The organism is Pseudomonas sp. GW823-FHT02F05 (assembly GCF_058797315.1).
Window position 1 is genome coordinate 1 of record NZ_JBXAJM010000033.1, and the last position, 20,286, is coordinate 20,286.

Here is a 20,286-nt window from a genome sequence, read left to right on the forward strand (position 1 = left end):
CGATGACGGTGTGTCAGCCACTATTGTGTTGGCTGATCCACCGTCATCGCAGGCAAGCCAGCTCCCACAATAAATTTTTAGGGGGTGGGAAGCAGCATTTCAAAATCAGTTCGCCATCCGCACACCACCGCTCAACTCATACGCCACCAACTCCGCCTGGTGCGCCGCCAGAATTTCCGGCAACGAACCGCGCAGGTATTCCACCCAGGTTTTGATCTTTGCATCCAGGTATTGGCGCGAGGGGTAGATGGCGTACAGGTTCAGCTCCTGGGAACGGTAGGTCGGCATCACCCGCACCAGTGTGCCGTTGCGCAGCCCTTCGATGGCGGCGTACACCGGCAGCAGGCCGACGCCCATGCCGCTGGTGATCGCGGTTTTCATCGCATCGGCCGAGTTAACCAGGAAGGGCGAGCTGTTGATCGCCACGCTTTCCTGGCCTTCAGGGCCGTTGAAGGTCCATTTGTCCAGCTGGACCACCGGGCTGACCAGGCGCAGGCACGCATGGTTGAGCAAGTCCTGGGGCCGCTGTGCGCAGCCCTTGGCCTTGACGTAGTCCGGCGAGGCGCAGGCGATGCTGTAGGTGATGCCCAGGCGCTGGGAAACGAAACCTGAGTCCGGCAGTTCGCTGGCCAGCACGATGGACACGTCGTAGCCCTCGTCGAGCAAATCCGGCACGCGGTTGGCCAGGGTCAGGTCGAAGGTCACGTCGGGATGGGTGCGGCGATAGCGGGCAATGGCGTCAATAACGAAATGCTGGCCGATGCCGGTCATGGTGTGCACTTTCAACTGCCCGGCCGGGCGCGCATGGGCGTCACTGGCTTCGGCCTCGGCCTCCTCGACATAGGCGAGGATCTGCTCGCAGCGCAGCAAATAGCGTTTGCCGGCTTCGGTCAGCGCGATGCGCCGGGTGGTGCGGTTGAGCAAGCGGGTTTGCAGGTGGGCCTCAAGGTTGGAGACCGCGCGCGAGACGTTGGCCGTGGTGGTGTCCAGTTGCACGGCGGCGGCGGTGAAGCTGCCGGCTTCGGCCACACAACTGAAGGCGCGCATGTTTTGCAAAGTGTCCATGGAGTGTTCTCAAGGGAGATAGCAAATTGTGACAGAAAGTTACGCTTTCAGTGATCCCTACCAACGGATTATCGCCTGAACGGTAACAAAGATTCACAGGAATGCCAGCTTATCGTCCTCCCTGGCGCCGCCTAGAATTGCGCCACCTCTCCCGCAACACCCTCTCAGGAATTCGCTTGCCGTGCCGCGTCGCATCAGCAGAGAGCTGAAGACTCTCAGTGTTTGGGCTTTAACGTCAGTCATCAGCGGTTGCATCGGAACCGGAGGAATCGCCCCGCAAGGCCAGGCGATCAACGCCAATAGCCTGGCCACCGACGCCGCGATCCAGAGCGCCGACCGCGACGCCCACTGGCCCACCGCCCAATGGTGGCAGGCCTACGGCGACCCGCAGCTCAACCGTTGGGTCGAACTCGCCACCCGCAACAGCCCCAGCCTGGCCGTGGCCGCCGCCCGCGTACGCCAAGCTCGGGCGCTGGCCGGCGTGGCCGAGTCGGCCGAGTCGCTGCAGATCAACAGCGACACCACCCTCAAGCGCCACAACTGGCCGAAGGATCAGTTTTACGGTCCTGGCGAATTGAGCGGCGCCAACACCTGGGACAACAATTCGTCCCTGGGACTGAGCTACGCCCTCGACCTGTGGGGCCGGGAAAGCAACACGACCGAACGTGCGGTCGACCTGGCGCACATGAGCGCCGCCGAAGCGCGCCTGGCCCAACTCGAACTGCAAAACAACGTGGTGCGCGCCTATATCCAGCTGTCGTTGCAGTACGCCAACCGTGACATCGCTGCCGCCACTCTGGCCCAGCAACAGCAGATCCTGGACCTGGCCAACAAACGCCTGGCCGCTGGGATCGGTACTCACTTTGACGTCAGCCAGGCCGAAACCCCGCTGCCGGAAACCCATCGCCAACTGGATGCCCTGGACGAGGAAATCGCCCTGAGCCGTAACCAACTGGCGGCGTTGGCCGGCAAAGGCCCGGGGGAGGGCGCGCAGTTGCAGCGCCCGACCCTGGCCCTCGCCGCGCCGTTGAAATTGCCCTCCAGCCTGCCGGCGCAATTGCTCGGCCAACGCCCGGACGTGGTCGCCAGTCGCTGGCAGGTAGCGGCCCAGGCACGGGGTATCGATGTGGCTCATGCAGGCTTCTATCCCAACGTCGACCTGGTCGGCAGCCTTGGCTACATGGCCACTGGGGGCGGCATGCTGGAATTCCTGGCCGGCAAGAAATTCAACTACAACGTCGGCCCGGCGATCACCTTGCCGATCTTCGACGGCGGCCGCCTGCGTGCGCAATTGGGTGAAGCCAGTGCCGGCTACGACATCGCGGTGGCCCAGTACAACCAGACCCTGGTCAATGCGCTCAAGGGCATCAGCGACCAGTTGATCCGCCGCGAGTCCATGGACAAACAGTCGGCCTTCGCCGCGCAGTCGGTGGCCTCGGCGCAGAAAACCTACGACATCGCCATGGTCGCCTATCAACGTGGCCTCACTGACTACCTCAACGTGCTCAACGCCCAAACCTTGTTGTTTCGCCAGCAGCAGATCGAACAACAGGTGCAGGCGGCACGCCTCAGCGCCCATGCCGAGCTGGTGACCGCCTTGGGCGGCGGCCTCGGTGCTGGCGATGATGTGCCCACGGCTGCCAAGACACTCCCAAGCAAGACTCCGGCGGCGCTCGCCGTGTTTGATCACTGAGTAGGCCTTGATGACTCCCTTGCCTGCACCGCTGCGCTGGCTGCATTCCCTTGAGTGGCGCCGTGGTTTTTTCGACTGGGCACGCAGTGATGGCGTGACCTGGGTGTATATCTTCAAAGTGCTGGTCGCTGCGTTCCTGACGCTGTGGCTGGCCATGCGCCTGGAACTGCCGCAACCGCGCACGGCGATGATCACCGTATTTATCGTGATGCAGCCCCAGAGCGGCCAGGTGTTCGCCAAGAGTTTCTATCGCTTCCTCGGCACCTTGGCGGGCTCAGCGGTGATGGTGCTGTTGATCGCCTTGTTTGCGCAGAACACCGAACTGTTCCTGGGGGCGCTGGCGATCTGGGTGGGCATTTGCACCGCTGGCGCCACGCGCAACCGCAACTTTCGCGCCTATGGGTTCGTGCTCGCCGGCTACACCGCGGCGATGGTCGGCCTGCCGGCCCTGGCCCACCCGGACGGCGCCTTCATGGCGGCGGTGTGGCGGGTGCTGGAAATCTCCCTGGGGATACTGTGCTCGACACTGGTCAGCGCCGCCATCCTGCCGCAGACCTCCAGCGCCGCCATGCGCAACGCGCTGTACCAGCGCTTCGGCGTGTTCGCATTGTTCGTGACCGACGGCCTGCGCGGGCGCAGCCAGCGCGAAGGCTTCGAGGCCAGCAACGTGCGCTTTATTGCCGAAGCCGTGGGCCTGGAAGGCTTGCGTAGCGTCACCGTGTTTGAGGACCCGCACATGCGTCGGCGCAACGGGCGGCTCAGTCGCCTCAACAGCGAATTCATGAGCATCACCACACGCTTCAACGCCTTGCACCAATTGCTCGAACGCTTGCGCGCCGATGAGGCCGACCATGTGGTGGCAGCGATCAAACCCGGCCTGCAAGACCTGGCCGAAGTGCTCGACAGCTTCTCTGGCCGCGCCCTCACCAGCCCCGATGCCGCGCGCCTGGTCAACCAACTGAGCGCCTACAAGGACGGCCTGCCCGCCAAGGTGCGCAGCCTGCGGGCGAGCTTCCAGGAAGACAACCCGACGGACGCCGAGCAGTTGGATTTCCACACTGCCTACGAGCTGCTGTACCGCTTCGTCGACGACCTGCACAACTACGCGCAAACCCACGCGTCCCTGGCCGAGCATCGCCATGCACGGGAGGATTGGCACGAAGCCTACACGCCAAAGACCAACTGGTTGGCCTGTGCCGCTGCCGGGGTGCGCGCCTCGTTTATCCTGGTTGTGCTGGGCAGTTACTGGGTGGCCACGGCCTGGCCCAGCGGCGCCACCATGACCCTGATCGCGGCGGCCACGGTGGGCCTGTCTGCTGCCACGCCCAACCCCAAGCGCATGGCGTTCCAGATGGCCTGCGGCACCTTGATCGGCGCCTTGGTCGGCTTTGTCGAAATGTTCTTTGTGTTCCCCTTGATCGACGGTTTCCCGCTGCTGTGCGTGATGCTCGCGCCGGTGATCATCTTCGGGGCCTTTCTGTCTTCACGCCCGCAATACGCCGGTGTGGGTGTGGGCCTGTTGATCTTCTTCAGCACCGGCTCGGTGCCGGACAACCTTACGGTCTACAACCCTTACACCTTTATCAACGACTACATCGCCATGGTCATCGGCATGCTGGTGTGCGCGGCGGCGGGGGCGATCATCCTGCCGCCCAACAGCCGCTGGTTGTGGCGCCGCCTGGAGCAAGACCTGCGTGAGCAAGTGGTGTATGCCATCAGCGGCAAGCTCAAGGGCCTGGCATCGAGCTTTGAAAGCCGCACCCGCGACCTGCTGCACCAGGCGTATGGCCTCGCGGCCGGCGAGCCGCAGGTGCAGCGCGATTTGCTGCGCTGGATGTTCGTGGTGCTGGAGGTCGGCCACGCGATCATCGAGCTGCGCAAGGAGCAGGCGATTTTGCCGGTGCACCCGGCGTATGCCGAATCGCAGCCGTGGCGCCAGGCGATCCGCGTGATGGGACGCTCGCTGGTGCGGCTGTTCCTGCAACCCAGCGCCAGCAACCTGGAGCGCGGGTGGATTGCCGTCGACCATGCGATCAGTCGCGTGCAGGCCACCGACGAACCCTTCGCCCCGCACTTCGACACCTCGGCCCTGCGCCGTGTGAAGAGCTACCTGCACTTTATTCGCACCTCGTTGCTCGACCCGCAATCGCCTCTGGCCGCCCTCAAAGGAGCCCCGAATGCCTCGTGAAATTGCATTCCACGGCATCTATATGCCGACCATGACCTTGATGTTCTTGATCGCAGCCGGGCTGGCCTGGGCGATTGACCGCTTCCTGGCCGGGTTCGACCTGTACCGTTTCTTCTGGCACCCGGCGCTGCTGCGCCTGAGCCTGTTCGCTTGCCTGTTCGGCGCCCTGGCGCTGAGCGTCTACCGTTGAGAATGCCCCGATGAAAAAGTTTTTCAGCCTGCTCGCCACCTTGCTGGTTCTGGCGTTGGCGATCTGGATTGGCCGCACGTTGTGGGTGCACTACATGCAAACGCCGTGGACCCGCGATGGTCGGGTGCGCGCCGACATTATCAATGTGGCGGCTGACGTCACCGGCGAAGTGGTGGACGTACCGGTACGCGATAACCAGTTGGTGAAAAAAGGCGACCTGCTGATGCAGATCGACCCCGAGCACTACCGCATTGCCGTCAAGCAAGCGCAATCGCTGGTGGCCTCCCGCAAGGCCACCTGGGAAATGCGCAAGGTCAACGCGCACCGCCGCGCCGACCTCGACGCCCTGGTGATCTCCAGGGAAAACCGCGACGACGCCAGCAACATCGCCGACTCGGCCCTGGCCGATTATCAGCACGCCCTGGCGCAACTGGAGGCCGCCGAACTCAACTTGAAACGCACGCGAGTGCTGGCGGCGGTGGACGGTTATGTCACCAACCTCAACGTGCACCGTGGCGACTATGCGCGTATCGGCGAAGCGAAGATGGCTGTAGTGGATATGAATTCGTTCTGGGTGTATGGCTTCTTCGAAGAAACCAAACTGCCCCACGTGAAGGTGGGCGACAAAGCCGATATGCAATTGATGAGCGGCGAGACCTTGAAGGGCCATGTGGAAAGCATCTCGCGCGGCATCTACGATCGCGACAACCCCGAGAGCCGTGAACTGATCGCCGATGTGAACCCGACCTTCAACTGGGTGCGCTTGGCCCAGCGTGTGCCGGTGCGGATTCACATTGATGAAGTGCCGGAGGGCGTGTTGTTGGCGGCGGGGATTACTTGCACCGTCATTGTGCAGGCAAACCGGCTGTAAAAATGGTTATAAATGCTAACTGAATAGCAAGGCGGTAGCGCGTGCGATAATGATTAGTTTCGTTCGATTCTTATATGGAAAAATTATGGAGGTGATCTACGTGGAAGGGCTGCTTCGTTAGAGCCAAAATGTCTGGCTGTTTTTAAGTTTTGATAGCGACGAGTTTGAGTGCGGTGGAGCTATTTAAAATTAAGCGGTGGGGCGTGATCCCTCGCTGAGTTTTGGTGTGTTCGTGTAGTCAGAAAGCAGCATGTGGTGAGGTCGCACCTATTTAGAAGTAAGGTGCGACACTTGATATGGCGGTCCCTCGTTATAGCTCGGTTTTTACATTAATTACGTTTAGGCCAGTTGCAAGTTCCAGCATAACTGATTCTTGGCCTGTTGTTTCGGCGGTAGAGTCCTTGATGATTCTGCTGACCTCAGTTTTAAGATTCTGGTTTCGCGGGAGGCTATAAATTTGGAATGCGCTCCATAAAGTTCCTGTGCGCCCTGCGCCGAATCCACAATAAATGAGAGCTTTATCTCCCTTGGTAATGGTATCATGCAATAATTGACAACAAATGTATAAGTCCGCGAGCGTTGGCGTACCGAAGTCTTTTACTGGCTTGTTGATGTGAGTGATGCCCGCTGCAGTTAGCTTTAGCATGCCCTCTTCGGTTACACCGTTCGCGTTTAAACTAATAATTAATTTTATATTATATTCTTTCAATAGGTTGATGGCATCATCATCAAAATCTTGGATAGTGTCGTCACTTCCAGTGTAATAAGGTTGGGAGCTTCTGAATACTTGTGTCCCAGCTTTGTCGAGAGTCACCCAGTTTGAAAAAACTACTTTTCCATTTTTTCTAAGGGCATCTGTGTAACCTTGCAGGTTCCATACGTCTACGTTCATTTTACCCTCCGTTTGATTTGGGTTGTTGCAGTTCGCTGAATTAGAATCCGCTGAGCTGCCCAAAGGTGTCTACTGTCAGAATTAACAGGTACGGAGAGAAAGTGATGAGCGGTAGGCTAGCGTTGATTAGGCATAATTCCGCTGCGAAACTGCTAGGAGTTCCAATTGTCGTCGACGTACAAGATGGATAGGGTGATGAGTGAACATGAAATTAAAGAGCTACTTCGCTCTCTGATTGAGTTTTTTGTACACAGCAAAGGCTCAAAGCGGAAGGGGCGACTGAGTTCCTGTATTCGCAAGCAAATCTGATTTCGTCTATTCGATTACGCCTTGATAAATGTCTCATGCAAATGCCGCCACAACAGCGCGCCACTGGCGAGCTTCTCAAATACCACGGTGGCGCGGCGATCGGTCCGCGTGCCGCTGTCGTCAACCTGATGTTCGCGATAGGTCACCGTGGCGCCGCGTGCGTGACGATCAATCCCGGTCATTTCGCTCAAGGTGATTTTCAACCCCGGACGCATCCCGCCCAGGCGCGTGAACAAGGCATTGACCCCGGCCGTGTTGACCCGCGTACCGGTGGCGGGCGCCACCATGCTGAACTCGGGTGAGAAGCGCGCCAGCAGATTTTCCAGCGTGCCCTCAGGCGCAACGCCGGCAAACCATTGTTCGATCTCGACGTGGGTCTGGATCACTTCTTCAAAAAAATCGCTGTAGTCAATCATGTTTGGGCTCGCTGCAAGGGTGAAGCAGCGCGCGTACCCTGGAAGCATCCAGGCGCAACACTGCGAAAAGCGGCAACAGGGTCAGAGCTGCCGCCATCGTGAAGGTAATCGCGAAGGAATCCAAGGCCGACAGTACGGCACTGAGCACGGCGGCACCCACGCAGAAACTCACTTGCCGGTTCATGTTCCACAACGCGCTGGCGTGGCCCATGCGCTCGGCGGGAATATCCAGAAAGGCCAGGGTTTGTGCGGTGCTGCTGCACAAGCTGCCGCCCAGGCCCATCAAGACGTAGGCCGCAATAATCAGCGTCGGCTCGTTGAGCAGCAGGATACCGCCGCATTGCAGCGCCATGCCGGCCAGTAACAAGGGTTTGGGGCCGCAGCGATTGAAGAGTCGCTTGCTCAGGTAGATCGCCACGGCCGAGGCCAGTGCCCACGGCAGCATGAGCGCGCCGGTCTGGGTGGCGTCATACTCCAGGCCACGCACGTAGAGGATGGCGATCAGGCTGGTGCCGATAAATACTCCCGGAATACACAGGTAAACCAGCATTGCCACGCGCAGCATCGGGCTGGCGGCTTGTTTGAACACACTGCCCAGGTCCAGGGGCGGGCGCTCGGTTAAAGGCACATCGGGTTTTATCCACAGCAGTGCCAGCAGCAGGGGCACTAGCGCCAGAGGCAGGTTGGCGTAGAAAATCCAACGCCAGGACAGGCTGTCCACAATCACCCCACCCAACGCCGGGGACAGCGCTGGCACCAGCAACGCCACCGACATCACCCGCGCTGTCAAATGGCTGCGCTCGGCCGCGGGAAAGTGTCGGTAAGCCATGGCTTGCCCCACCGGAATCAGTAAGCCGCCGCCGAGCCCCTGCAAGGCGCGCCAAGCTATCAACGCTTCGATGGAGCCAGCCTGGCCGACCATCACCGATGCGCCGGCAAACAGCAGCAGGCTGGTAGCGATCAGGGTGCGCTCGCCCATGAGCGCCGCCAACCACACACTCAAGGGAATGATCACTGTCAGCCCGAGCATGTAGGCATTGCTGATCCACGCTAACTGGGTGACCGAGGCGTGCAGTTCGCGGGCGATATCCGGGTAGGCGACGGTGGCGACAAACATGTTCACCAGGTCCAGGGCAAAGCCCAACAAAAAGATCCAGGCGACTTTCGAGCGGTAGGTCATGAACGCGTTCCTGCGAGTGGAGCCGGCAGGGTAGGCCGCACGCAGGGTTTGGGATACGTCGGTTTGCCTGCTAGTTTGTCAAAAATTTTTTGACAAAGGAGGGCGTCCACCATGGTCAGCCTGGACCGTTTTGACACTTTCAAGGCCGTGGTCGAGGCCGGCTCGCTCACCGCTGCCGCGGACCTGCTGGGCCAGACTCGCGCCGTGGTCAGCTTCAACCTCAAGCGCCTGGAGGCGGAACTCGGCGTCACCCTGCTGACCCGCAACACCCGCCAACTGGCACTGACCGACGCGGGTGAGCGCTTCTACCTGCGCTGCACGCGCATGCTTGAAGAGGCCCGCCTGGCGGTAGAAGAAGCCCGCAGTGAACATGCCCAGCTCAAAGGCACCCTGCGTATCACCACCACTGTCGAATATGCCCTGGCCGTAGTTGCTCCGGCGGTAGAAGCCTTTCGACGCCTGCACCCGGACCTGAATATCCACTTATCCACATCCTCCACCCACGCCGATCTGATCTCCGAGCGTTTTGACGTGGCGATTCGGCTGGGGCGCTTGCTGGACTCCAATCACCGCGCCGTGCAGTTGTCCACATTCGACGTGTTCGCCGTCGCGGCGCCGCAGTTTGCCGCAGTTCAAACCCTGGCTGAGTTGGAGCAGTTGCCCAGGCTGGGCCACGGCCGCTTGAGCGAACTGAGCGTCACCGACCCGGCAGGTCTCGAACACCCTTATCGAGCCGGCCCGTCAGCCTTGGTGGCCGACAGCGCGGCGGTCCTCCAGGCATTTGCGGTGCGCGGCCACGGTGTGGCGGTTTTACCGCAATGGTTGGTGCAGGGGGATGTCGACGCGGGACGCTTGGTGCGCCTGTTGGCGGACCACCGCTTTGCCCCGCAAGGGGTTTACGCGATGTATCCAGACACGCGGCATTTGCCGCTGAAGGTGCGGGCGTTCATTGATTTCATGAAACCTTAGAGCCTGCCGCCCAAGCCAAAGCGCTTCTTCAGCACCTTCTCCAACAACCCCTTGGGCAACAGCGCCGCCATCAACGGCAACGCGCGGCTGCCGTTGCCCGAACGCAACAGGCGCGGCGGTTGCGCTTGCTGCACCGCCTTGAGCACGTCTGCAGCAAACTCACTGGCCGGGGTTGGCTTGTCCTGGGACGCTTGGCTGCGTGCACGAATGCCCTCGCGCAATGGCCACCATGGCGACTGTTCCTGGATCAGTAACTCGGCCTGGGCGCCGGCATTCTTCGCAAAGCTTGTATTGATCGCACCAGGCTGCACTTCCATCACCCGCACGCCAAACGGTGCCAGCTCCATGCGCAGGGCGTCGCTCAACGCATGCACGGCGGCTTTGGATGCGCAGTAGGCGCCGGCGAACGGCGTCACCAATACGCCGGAAACACTGCCGATATTCACCACCAGGCCCTTGCTGCGACGCAAGGCAGGGAACAGCGCCTGGGTCACGCCGACGATGGAAAACACATTGGTTTCGAATTGGCGTTGCATCGCCTCGGTACCGCCGTCGAGCAACGGGCCCATGGCGCCGTAGCCGGCGTTGTTGACCAGTACATCCAGCTCGCTCAATTGCCCGGCCAGGAGTTGTAAAGCGGCGCTGTCATTGACGTCCAACTGCACAGCATTGAAGCCTGCGACCGCGAGGGCGGCGACGTCATCGGGTTGGCGGGCGCTGGCCCATACCTCGAAGCCTGCGCCTTTGAACGCGTCGGCGAGGGCGCGGCCGATGCCGCTGGAGCAACCGGTGATCAGTACGTTGGGCATGGGTCCATCCTTTGTCAGTCCGAGAAACTGCCTTGCAGGTGCTCGGCGCGAAATTCCAGGGTTTGTGGGCGATAGCCGGGGCGCAGCGGCGGGGTGGGCAGGCAGTCATCCCAGGTGGCGCCCGCCTGCAACTCGCCGGGGCCGCGATAGCGTGGGGCGGCGTAGACGTTGTCGGCCAGGTTGACCGTATCGCCCGGTGCGTAGGCGGCCACGCGCCAGCGCAGTTCGGTGAGCGGTACATCGTTGCCGTTGTTGAGGGTCAGTTTGAGCGGTCGGTCGGCGGGGCAGTCTTGCGGCGCGTAGGTGATGCGCAACTCAAGACGCGCCAGTTGTGACGCTTCGCGATTGTCCAGCCATACCACCCAAACCGCGACAAACCCCAGGCCGACGGCAGCGGCCAACGATACCGGCAGCGCCTTGGCCGGGTAGCGCAGCAGCAGGATCAGCCAGGTGATGATCAGGAGAACGCCGAAGAACATGGAGACCACCTCGAATAGGGAACGAGCATCCTAACTTAAGCGTAGGCGGGATGGGTTAGCTTGAGCATTGTGCTGGCCGCACGGACGCCATCGCAGGCAAGCCAGCTCCCACAGGTTGACCCTATTCCAATGATGTACCCGGTCAAACTATGGGAGTGGGCTCGCCCGCGATGACTGACTTACTGAGCACAAGCATCGGCCTGCAAGCCATCAATGCAAGCTTCCACCAGAGCCAAGCCAGTTTCCGCCAACGGCAGGCTCGCCCAATTCAGGCAACTCGGGTGTTCGGCCGTTCCTCAGGCACCGTTCGTCGCTACTGTCAGAGTTCACAGGTTCTTTATTTTTTAGAACCACTCAGTTTGTTGGACATAGCGGTGTATCTCTACCTGAGGGAATGCGTGGGCATGGACAACGACTCGAGAACTGACCGTCTGCTTCTTACGTTGGTCAACGAGCCCGAACGGCAAGTGGGCCTGGAAAAAGTCAGCTTCATCACCGCGATGCAGCAATTGGGCATGGCGTCGGTGTTCGACATCATCGCCCAACCCAAGCCCCACTTCGTCCAACGCCTGGGTGAGATCTGCGAGGCGGATGGCGAGGTGGCCTATGACAATGCCATGTGCTATGCGGTGCAGATCGGTCGGCTGTACCGTGAACACCAGGTATCCAACGGCAGAACCCAGTACCAGGGCCAGCAGACCGGTGTGCGTGCGCTGGTCGATGTCGGGCCGAGTTTCCCGAACCTGTTCAAGGAAAACTGGGATGAGTTCTGCAAAGTGGGCGCGATGGCGGCGGTCGATTCGCCGGTGGCCTACCTCAGCGCTCAATATCGTTTCGCTACGCGCACCCTGGAAGGCTCCGGCCAGGGTGATCGGCCCAAGATTCTGTTGAGGACTCGGCGGCCCGATCTGGAGGGGTTGATCATTGACCAGCAAAGCACCTTTACCCCCAGACCGATGCTGGAGTTAGTCAATGAGATACTTATGGCCGACATCGCCCGGTACCGGACAGGAAAGCCGGATGCCAACAAGCCGATTTACGACGTACTGGCCGAGCGGCGCTATCCGTTCATGTTTCCGTATTACTACCCTCACCACCAATGCCGATTAGGGCTGGCCGAAAAGAAGCTTGAGTTGGGGGAGTTGAACTATCGCATCAGCTTGCAGTTGCCCATCAGCCAACGGGGCTTGAACGATTATGGCGTGGTGCAGAACACTGCAGCGCAAGCGCAACTGTTGATGTCGGGGTTAAGCCCTCAGCAACAGCAACTGTTGATCGAACCTTCATTGTTCACCACGTTTTATCTATCGAAGGCTCAGCTGACGCAGACCTGGGCAGGGCCGGGGACTTCTCATCTGAGTCCGCATTCGGCCATCAGGATTGCTTTACTGATATCCCCACAGTCAAGCCTGAAGTCTGTTGTGCCTCAGGCAGAAACCTTAGTCAACCAAGGGAAATTGACGAGCACGGCAACGATTGAATTCTCGGGGCCTGACGATACTAAACGAGAGGGTCTTTTCTGGATTAATTCTGGGACGCCGTTATATGCGAACACGGCTAATATTTGGACGCCTAATTATCTTCACCCCGCGAATACCTCAACAATCTGCACAGTTATCCGCTGGGGGGGAGAAGAACCGTTTCCTATCGAACCGGGCTATCGAGCCTCATTTACTGTCACCACCACCACGGGCACTACCACTAGGCCCGTTTCACTGGCGGTACTCAGCTTCACCATTGTCCTGGATGAGTACGTGACATGGACGGCCGAGCAGCAGGAGTTTTTTCAGCGCAGTTACGGTCTCCAAGGTATTGGTCACGTTGACAACCCACTGGTGCAGCTCGAGACCTTCATGCAACGTTCGGAGCTGGATGCCGAGCAGGTCGAGGCGCTTTTATCCCAGCGTCAGCATTTCCCCCACGTGTCTCCCAATTGCCCCAGCGGCAACCCACAATGGACGGGGGGCAATGGCGTCGGCAAGGCATACCCGCACGCCTCTCACTATGGCGCGTGTTATGTCAACGGCCATGGCAGCGAGCGTTATGACAGTGTTGTGCCTGCTACCGTTGTCTCGACGTGTGCGGACCAGTTCGACAATTCCATGGGCCTCAAGGAAACCACGCTCGGTAGCCGCACGGTCTGGTACCTGACTAAAACGTCCCCTCAACGGTTTGACCGCCTGCAACGCATGATTCGTCTGCAGCGCTGGCTGAAGAAAGACCTCGGTATGGACATGTCCTATGCCGAACTGGACACGCTGCTCATTTGCGCCATCCGCAGCGAGGGTGAACACAACCTGACCATGGACCTGAACACCAATACCCTGCGGGTCTTGGGTGTTTATCGTTATTTCAGCCGACGTTATGGCATCAAACCCGAAGAATTTGCGGCGTTCCTCCACGATCTCACGCCTTACGCCACGGGTGACAAGGTGCCGCTGTTTGACCAAGTCTTTAACCCTGCTGCGCTGTTCGATACGCCGTTGGAACTCAATAGAGCCGCCTTTAATGTCAGTGGGACAGACGCTGCGAACAAAAAAATCGTCGCACAACTCTGTGCCGCGCTCGGCCTTGAGCCTACAGAGTCATCGCTTTCTCGCTTGGCCAACCAAACGAAGGATTTTGTTGGGCCGTTACTCCGCGACCTTGGCACCCTGTCCTCGCTCTACCGTCAGGCGCGTATTCCGCAAATGTTTGGCTTGTCGCCGGAGGAAGGCTGGGGCCTGGTGGATATGCTGGGGGGGCTGGAGTACCAGCGATTACTCTGTACCGGGCGCCTGCTACAACCCTCATTGTCGTCCCTCAGGCCATGGTCGTTGACTGCGCAGGGCGCCAGCGATATGAGCATCAGGCTGGTGCTGGTGGTTGATGCCGCGCATGAAGGTACCTTATTGCGTCTGCTGCCAGGTTCAGCCTTGTTTGTGCTGGCGGGGACCGACTTTGCATCAGCAGCTGGCACGCGGGTGTTTACCCTGGAACGGCAGCCCCAGCATTCAGACGAAGAAAACTTCGTGCGCAATCCTGACGGCAGCGCGCTTACGCTTGAACCGTTGAGCGCTGGTGGGACGTTGTCGCTCAGCGGCAAGCGCCTTTCAAGGACAGCTTGGGAGGTAATAACCAGCCAACCGTCTTCAGTTCACCACCTGCAAGTAAAGTGCGGCACGCTGCCTAAAAGACACCTACCGACCGTAGAGGCTTGGGAAGAGGATGCAATGGCGCCCGCGCCTGACGTTCTCGATGTGTTGATGCAGATGGATTGGGCCGTGAATTGGCTCAAGGACAGCAAGCAAAGTGTTACCGGGGTACGCCGCGCGTTGGGCCTGGAGCTTGGAGATTACCTGCCCCCCCAAGGCTTGGTGGACCGCTTGGGCATATTGGCCGCCGCGACGCGAGAGGTATTGATTACCGATGAGCAGATCTCGGCGCTGAATCTGCCTGTTTATGAACGGCCCAAGTCCGCTGCCGCACGAGAGCCCATCAAATGGCGCGAAGTGCTGCAGTATTTGCTGGACCCGCAGGGGCTGGTGAGGCCTGTTCCGCTCACAGGTCTCGAAGACCCCCATCATTACTTGCAAGAAGCGATTAACTATCGAGTGGGGCAGTTGAACCTCTTCCCTCACGAGCACGAGCAGAGCGTGGCGAAGCTTGCCGACATGTTACTGGCCGGCCATGACCGCCAACTGCGGCTGATCGAAGGTTTGGCACAAGAAATGATCAACCTGCCGATGGACCGCACCCAAGTTGTACTGCGTTGGGCACAGACCTCGGTAAACGCCCTGTTGTCAGCGGTGTTGGGGCTGGCTACCGCAGCCGCCACTGACTCATTGATCAATCAACTCGAGCGTGTATTGCGTCATGGGACAGTGGTGATGGACCTGCGGTTGAGCACCAGTGCCTTGCGTGTGTTTTTGCTTAATCCGCAATGGCTGGGAGTTCCGGGTAGAAATCTGGAGTTGAACCTCAAGAGCTTCTACCTGCTGAGCCGCTACAGTCAGTGGTTTCATGGCCAAAGCCAGGCGGAGGAGGCATTGCTGGGTTATTTCATCGCGGCCAACCCCGGAAAAACAGCGCTCAAAAACAAAACATTGCGCGCTGCAGTCAGCGACCAGGCCGCTTCCGTTTTGGCCAGGCTGTTGGGGTGGCGGCAGGACGACGTGCATGAGCTTTTCCAACTGCTGGCGCAAAAGCGCGCCTGCTCCATGGCCGACATCGACTGGATCCTGCGCAGCCAAGCCACCTGTGCCGCCAGCGGGCTGGCTGCGGCGGACTTGCTCAGGGCCACAGCCCTGCACGGCGACAGTACGGGTGTGGCCTGGCAAGCGGTAGGCAATGCGGTCATGGCTGCCCGGCGCTGAGCGCCTGCGCACTTTTACGATGAATAAGGAGCGAGCATGTCCAGCTCAATCGATAGCCAGCTCAACGAAACCCTGCGCGATGCCCTGGTGGCCTACTATCTGGATGAGGTGGTACCGAACGCAGCGGAGTTTGTCGACGCCCAGTTGAGCGACAAAATCAAGACCGCCAACGACCTCTACCAATACAAGCTGCTGGATGTGCAGGTCAGCCAGGCCGTGCCCACCAGCCCGGTGGCCTCGGCCATCGCCAGTATTCAGCAGTACATCAATGCCGCGCTGATGGGCATGGAGCCGGGCTATGAAACCAAAGTGATGGAAGATCACCTGATCAGGCAGTGGCGCGAGATCGACTGCCAATACCCCATCTGGGCGGCCAACCAGCAGTTGAGCTATTACCCGGAACTGTATATCGACCCCTCGTTGCGCCTGACCAAATCCAAGTATTTCCAGCAACTGGAAAACGACCTCAATCAGAACAAGATCGAGATCGACACCACTCAGGAAGCGGTGCTGTCTTATCTGGCGAGCTTTGAGGAAGTGGCCAACCTGACGATTATCAATGGATACATCAATACCACTGATTTCAAGAATGGCATGTATTACTTTATCGGCAAGTCCCGGGCCGAGAGTGTGTACTACTGGCGCTCGGTGGATATGTCCCAGCGTACTTACATGAACCTCAACGGCACGGATCCCAACCGGCCAAAGTTCGATTATCCGCAGCCGGGGGCGTGGTCAGACTGGCACAAGGCTAACTTGCCGATTTCGGCCAGTGCGATTGAGCGCACCATCAGGCCAGTGTTGTTCAATAACCGCCTGTTTGTATTGTGGGTGGAGTGCGTGGATAACAACCCTGCTCAGATGACGGTTGAAGAAGGTTATCTCCCAGGTGGTACCCCCATACCGCCAGATCCGGGTTCACCGGTTATCAAAGTACACAGTAACCCGATGTTGCGCTTGAACATGGTCTACAAGAAGTACGACGACAGTTGGAGTATGCCGCAAACCGTCATTGAAGCCTGGAGTGAGTCACCGTTGTTCAAGACTACGGACTTGGCGGAGCAGGTTGAGAGCATTGCCGTGGCCGACAGTTCGACAATGCCGGAGTCGATGTTTGTGGCGATGTATATGGGGTATACCGCAGGTAATGCGACGGATGGTGCGGCGGATCAATATGCGTTTCTAAAAACGGCGATGATCGATAAGAACTTTAATGTAACGGCGCTGTTTCCCAATCGTGGGTATGTGCCCAGTATCGGAACTCGAAAGGAGATCAAGGCACCCCATGTCTTGAGGGTGGGAAGGTTATTTGCTCAGGATAATAAAGGGCGGTTTCAGTTCAAAGTGCCTGAGCTTAGTATAGCGCTGAAAAGTGTCGAGTCGCATCGGCCGCATCAAGAGCTGGATAACTGGAATTTTGAAGAGAGGCAGGTTTCGATTGTTAGCCCTTCCCGTGGGGATGATGTTACTTATGATAAGTCTACAGGGGAAGTGTTCTTTAAATCTAAAATATCAGCTGTATTTTCAAAGCCTCCGGATGTGACGTTTTCTATAACGGCTTTTGATTCGGAGACGCAAGATAGATATAAGCTTGAAATGGTTTTGCCCGCAAACCAAACGGCGGGCTATGAGACGCTTTTGAACGGTTCTAGAATTCAAGTGTTGAGTGGTTCGCAGTTTAGTGGTGGGGGGAGGTGTAGGGTTAGTTTGATATCTTCTCGTACTAATGGATACGTTGGAAGCGGGTTATTGTCTTATTTCTTGTGTGACACATATGATGTTCATCATTGTACTCTTGGTCTGCCGGATGCAAATGGTTTTATATCAATATCTTCTAAGATTGCTGTGCTGGTGCGTGATTATTTGATGCACACCGGTTTAGTATTAAAAACAGTGCAGACGGATTGGCCTGCTGGATTCCGTCACGCTGAGGTCCAGGAGTTTATAAGGCCCCCTACTTATGTTTTTCAGCACGTTATTCTGCGACCTCTGAATCTGAGTGATCCGATGGCAGCTAATCCTGGCGCGGCGTCACTTTGGCACTCCGGTGGATTCGCAGTAATAAATCCACCCGACACCCATACATTAAGGCTCCCCATTAACCCTGAAACCCTGTTGCCTGACTGGCCGGGAGCCTGGCCCATCGGCTCAAAAAAAATTCCGATTATCCATGGTATCAAGGTGTTCAACGGTACCACCTGGCAGGTTTTGGGACATGCCCTGAAAATGACCTACGTAGAACTGGAGCTTGTCGCGCAAGTCACCACACCGCTGATCGCCCCTCGCATCAACACCCGTGCCAGCCCAACTCTGGGCATCGCCGAATTCATCGATTTCACCAACTCTGGCATCAAGCTAAACGATGCCGGCACCGCTCCACGTCAACCCATCCGCATGAATACATTGTTTGCACGCGAGTTGATCAACCGCGCCAATATCGCCCTGGAAAACCTGCTGTCCTGGGATACTCAGCTCCTTGAAGAGCCCCCTCTCAATCCACCAGCGGCCATTAACCAGATGGATTTTCACGGTGCCAACGGCTTGTATTTCTGGGAGTTGTTCCTGCATCTGCCTTTCATGGTCAGCCACCGTCTGAACCAGGAGCAAAACTTCGAAGGCGCCGAACAGTGGCTGGGCTTTATCTTCGACCCTTCGCGCAAAAAAGACGAGAAGGGCCGTCCGGCCTACTGGAACGTACGGCCTTTGATGGATGACCCGGTAGAAATGGACTACGTGTCGCGCAAACCCGCCGATCCGGACGGTATCGCTAGCAGCCACCCGGTGCGCTATCGCAAGGCGATCTACATGTTCTACATCAAGAACCTGCTGGACCGGGGTGACGCCGCCTACCGGCAACTGACCCCCGACAGCCTCGTAGCGGCCAAGCTGTGGTACGTGCGCGTGCTTGACCTGCTGGGGCCGCGCCCTGATATCAACGTGGTGGACCATTGGCAACCGATCCCCCTGAAAACCCTGAGCGACGCCACCAACTCAAAATTGCGCGAGTTCGAACAGCGCCTGATCCGGCAGGACCAACTACGCGAAGAGAGTGCCGCGGCCAACGATGGCGAGTCGCTCTACCACTTCGCCGAACCGCCGCTGTACCTGCGCACTTTCGCGCCCGACCCTACCCTGCTTGATCTGGATAACAGATACCTGCGCTTGCCCTTCAACCGTGAGTTGGTCCAGAACTGGGATACCGCCGAGGCGCGCCTGGACAACCTGCGTAACAACCGTACGCTGGACGGCAAGCCGCTGATGCTGCCCTTGTTTGCCGCCCCCTTGAACCCGCGCGATCTGCTGGCGGCGTTCGGTCAGGGCGCGGCCTCCGGTGGTGCCGCGCGGTTGTTGGCCCAGGAGGTGCCACCTTATCGCTACAGTGTGATGCACAACCGTGCCAGCAGTGCTGTGGAAACCCTGATCCAATTTGGCAATACGTTGTTGTCATTGATCGAGCGCAAGGAACAGGCGCAACTGCAGGAGCTGCAATACCACCAGGCTTGGGAGTTCGCCCAGTTTGCCGTGGACCTGCAACAACAGGCACAAGCGATTGACCTTGAGCAGAAAAAAGCACTGGAGGCGAGTAAGGCGCTGGCTCAGGGGCGCCTGGATTTCTACCGTAAGTTGGCCGATGAAGTGGTGAATGCCGGTGAAAAAGCTGCTGCAGCGCTGCACTTGGAAGGGCGGGTGTTGGACAACATCAGTCAGGTGGCCAATGCCGTTGGCAGTGGCCTGAAGGCCCCCCCCAATTCGGCTGGCGGCGGCGGCGGGGCTCACGCGGGTTTGACTAATGGTGCCGTTGCCGTAGCGTCCTCCGGGGGATGGCGCCTGGAGGGCGTCGCCGAAATGGTCAGTGCCTATTCTTCAGCCAGGGCGGCGATGCTCCATACCATTGCGGAGGCGACGGACCGCGCTGAAAACTTCCGCCGCCGCCACCAGGAATGGATGCAAGCCCGTGACCAAGCCACGCTGGAAATTGCCCAGATCGAGGCACAAATGCAGGTGCTTGAAGCACAGGCCCGCGCCACCACCCTGCAATTGAACCAGGCCCGCGTCGCCCAGGATCAGGCGTTGGCCAGCTATGATTTTCTGCGCACCCGTTTTAGCAATGCGCAACTCTATCAATGGCTCAACGGCCAGTTCGCGACCTTCTATTACCAGGCCTACGATGCCACCTTGGCGCTGTGTCTGGCCGCCGAAGCCTGTTGGCAATTTGAACTCGCCGACTTCAGCACGCGCTTTATTCAGGCGGGCGTCTGGAAGGACAGCTACCGAGGCTTGAGCGCCGGCGAGGCGTTGAAGTTGTCCTTATTGAAAATGGATTCGGCGTACCTGAGTCGCAATGAACGACGGCTGGAGATCACCAAGACGGTGTCCCTGCGCCAACTCAAGGACAAGGATCCGACCTCCGCCATCAATCAGGACTGGGACACCATCAAGCTTGGCCTGATAGACAACTGCCGCGTCGATTTCCAGCTGACGCAGCCCATGTTCGACAGCAATTACCCTGGGCATAGCGTGCGCCGGATCAAACGTATCAGCGTGTCGTTGCCTGTGGTCCTGGGGCCCTACGAAGACATTCACGCCACCTTGACCCAAACCTACAGTGCCGTGCAGATAGGCGACACCCTCAAGGAAAACCTGCGGGCCAGCCAGCAAATCGTTTTGTCTGGCGGGGTGGATGACGATGGGCTGTTCACTTTCAGTTTCGACGATGAGCGTTATTTGCCCTTTGAGGGTACGGGCGCTATTTCAAGCTGGGCGTTGGAATTCACCTCGACTGACGTTGCGGCGCGGAACCGCCTGTTCGAATCGCTGACCGACATCATCCTTAAGCTGCACTACACGGCCAAGGCTGGCTAGGAGGAGG

At 58.8% G+C, this 20,286-nt stretch carries 13 protein-coding genes; 7 read left to right on the plus strand and 6 right to left on the minus strand.

Annotated elements, in window-relative coordinates:
• Positions 1-105: 105 nt before the first annotated feature.
• The gene (locus AC1RAC_RS26930) at positions 106-1,065 is read right to left on the minus strand and encodes a LysR family transcriptional regulator (RefSeq protein ID WP_034126355.1); all 960 of its coding nucleotides are present in this window, start codon (positions 1,063-1,065) and stop codon (positions 106-108) included.
• Between the two features lie 181 nt (positions 1,066-1,246).
• Between AC1RAC_RS26930 and AC1RAC_RS26935 the strand changes: the two genes are divergently transcribed.
• Genes AC1RAC_RS26935 through AC1RAC_RS26950 form a run of 4 tightly spaced genes read left to right on the plus strand, consistent with a single transcriptional unit; the run spans position 1,247 to position 6,007 of the window.
• Positions 1,247-2,758, plus strand: a complete 1,512-nt coding sequence (locus AC1RAC_RS26935; protein ID WP_294163724.1) for an efflux transporter outer membrane subunit — start codon at positions 1,247-1,249, stop codon at positions 2,756-2,758.
• Between the two features lie 10 nt (positions 2,759-2,768).
• A complete protein-coding gene (locus AC1RAC_RS26940) occupies positions 2,769-4,946 on the plus strand; it encodes an FUSC family protein (protein WP_492617132.1) in 2,178 nt (725 codons plus the stop codon).
• A complete protein-coding gene (locus tag AC1RAC_RS26945; protein ID WP_005784982.1) occupies positions 4,936-5,136 on the plus strand; it encodes a DUF1656 domain-containing protein in 201 nt (66 codons plus the stop codon). The genes AC1RAC_RS26940 and AC1RAC_RS26945 overlap by 11 nt, the downstream gene beginning before the upstream one ends.
• 10 nt (positions 5,137-5,146) lie before the next feature.
• Entirely contained in the window at positions 5,147-6,007 is an 861-nt protein-coding gene (locus AC1RAC_RS26950) for an efflux RND transporter periplasmic adaptor subunit (protein WP_186527698.1), read from the plus strand.
• A gap of 310 nt (positions 6,008-6,317) precedes the next feature.
• On the opposite strand, the gene AC1RAC_RS26955 is transcribed toward AC1RAC_RS26950, so the two are convergent.
• The 3 genes from AC1RAC_RS26955 to AC1RAC_RS26965 form a co-directional block, all read right to left on the minus strand.
• The gene (locus tag AC1RAC_RS26955) at positions 6,318-6,899 is read right to left on the minus strand and encodes a protein-tyrosine phosphatase family protein (RefSeq protein WP_186527697.1); all 582 of its coding nucleotides are present in this window, start codon (positions 6,897-6,899) and stop codon (positions 6,318-6,320) included.
• A 323-nt stretch (positions 6,900-7,222) separates the two neighbouring features.
• Positions 7,223-7,624 (minus strand): DUF4440 domain-containing protein, encoded by a 402-nt coding sequence (locus tag AC1RAC_RS26960; RefSeq protein WP_186527696.1) that lies wholly within the window; start codon positions 7,622-7,624, stop codon positions 7,223-7,225.
• Positions 7,617-8,804, minus strand: coding sequence for an MFS transporter (locus AC1RAC_RS26965; protein ID WP_492617133.1), 1,188 nt, complete (start codon positions 8,802-8,804; stop codon positions 7,617-7,619). Before AC1RAC_RS26965 ends, AC1RAC_RS26960 begins: the two co-directional genes overlap by 8 nt.
• Positions 8,805-8,915: 111 nt before the next feature.
• Between AC1RAC_RS26965 and AC1RAC_RS26970 the strand changes: the two genes are divergently transcribed.
• Complete coding sequence (locus tag AC1RAC_RS26970; RefSeq protein ID WP_054919259.1) at positions 8,916-9,773, plus strand: LysR family transcriptional regulator; 858 nt, start codon at positions 8,916-8,918, stop codon at positions 9,771-9,773.
• On the opposite strand, the gene AC1RAC_RS26975 is transcribed toward AC1RAC_RS26970, so the two are convergent.
• A complete protein-coding gene (locus AC1RAC_RS26975; RefSeq protein WP_072447125.1) occupies positions 9,770-10,582 on the minus strand; it encodes an SDR family oxidoreductase in 813 nt (270 codons plus the stop codon). The two genes, AC1RAC_RS26970 and AC1RAC_RS26975, sit on opposite strands and share 4 nt — an antisense overlap.
• A 14-nt stretch (positions 10,583-10,596) precedes the next feature.
• Positions 10,597-11,061, minus strand: a complete 465-nt coding sequence (locus AC1RAC_RS26980) for a hypothetical protein (protein ID WP_034126362.1) — start codon at positions 11,059-11,061, stop codon at positions 10,597-10,599.
• A 170-nt stretch (positions 11,062-11,231) separates the two neighbouring features.
• On the opposite strand from AC1RAC_RS26980, the gene AC1RAC_RS26985 reads away from it, so the two are divergent.
• Together AC1RAC_RS26985 and AC1RAC_RS26990 are read left to right on the plus strand one after the other, a co-directional pair.
• Entirely contained in the window at positions 11,232-15,416 is a 4,185-nt protein-coding gene (locus tag AC1RAC_RS26985; protein WP_492617134.1) for a Tc toxin subunit A, read from the plus strand.
• 36 nt (positions 15,417-15,452) lie between these two features.
• On the plus strand, positions 15,453-20,279 hold the full coding sequence (locus tag AC1RAC_RS26990; RefSeq protein ID WP_492617135.1) for a Tc toxin subunit A-related protein: 4,827 nt from the start codon (positions 15,453-15,455) through the stop codon (positions 20,277-20,279).
• Positions 20,280-20,286: the final 7 nt, after the last annotated feature.

Bases quoted from the DNA above. Each gene is read 5' to 3' on its own strand.
- AC1RAC_RS26930 (WP_034126355.1), bottom strand. From the start codon at position 1,065: ATGGACACTTTGCAAAACATGCGCGCCTTCAGTTGTGTGGCCGAAGCC.
- AC1RAC_RS26955 (WP_186527697.1), bottom strand. From the start codon at position 6,899: ATGAACGTAGACGTATGGAACCTGCAAGGTTACACAGATGCCCTTAGA.
- AC1RAC_RS26975 (WP_072447125.1), bottom strand. From the start codon at position 10,582: ATGCCCAACGTACTGATCACCGGTTGCTCCAGCGGCATCGGCCGCGCC.
- AC1RAC_RS26970 (WP_054919259.1), top strand. From the start codon at position 8,916: ATGGTCAGCCTGGACCGTTTTGACACTTTCAAGGCCGTGGTCGAGGCC.
- AC1RAC_RS26960 (WP_186527696.1), bottom strand. From the start codon at position 7,624: ATGATTGACTACAGCGATTTTTTTGAAGAAGTGATCCAGACCCACGTC.
- AC1RAC_RS26940 (WP_492617132.1), top strand. From the start codon at position 2,769: ATGACTCCCTTGCCTGCACCGCTGCGCTGGCTGCATTCCCTTGAGTGG.
- AC1RAC_RS26990 (WP_492617135.1), top strand. From the start codon at position 15,453: ATGTCCAGCTCAATCGATAGCCAGCTCAACGAAACCCTGCGCGATGCC.
- AC1RAC_RS26945 (WP_005784982.1), top strand. From the start codon at position 4,936: ATGCCTCGTGAAATTGCATTCCACGGCATCTATATGCCGACCATGACC.
- AC1RAC_RS26965 (WP_492617133.1), bottom strand. From the start codon at position 8,804: ATGACCTACCGCTCGAAAGTCGCCTGGATCTTTTTGTTGGGCTTTGCC.
- AC1RAC_RS26985 (WP_492617134.1), top strand. From the start codon at position 11,232: ATGACTGACTTACTGAGCACAAGCATCGGCCTGCAAGCCATCAATGCA.
- AC1RAC_RS26950 (WP_186527698.1), top strand. From the start codon at position 5,147: ATGAAAAAGTTTTTCAGCCTGCTCGCCACCTTGCTGGTTCTGGCGTTG.
- AC1RAC_RS26980 (WP_034126362.1), bottom strand. From the start codon at position 11,061: ATGTTCTTCGGCGTTCTCCTGATCATCACCTGGCTGATCCTGCTGCTG.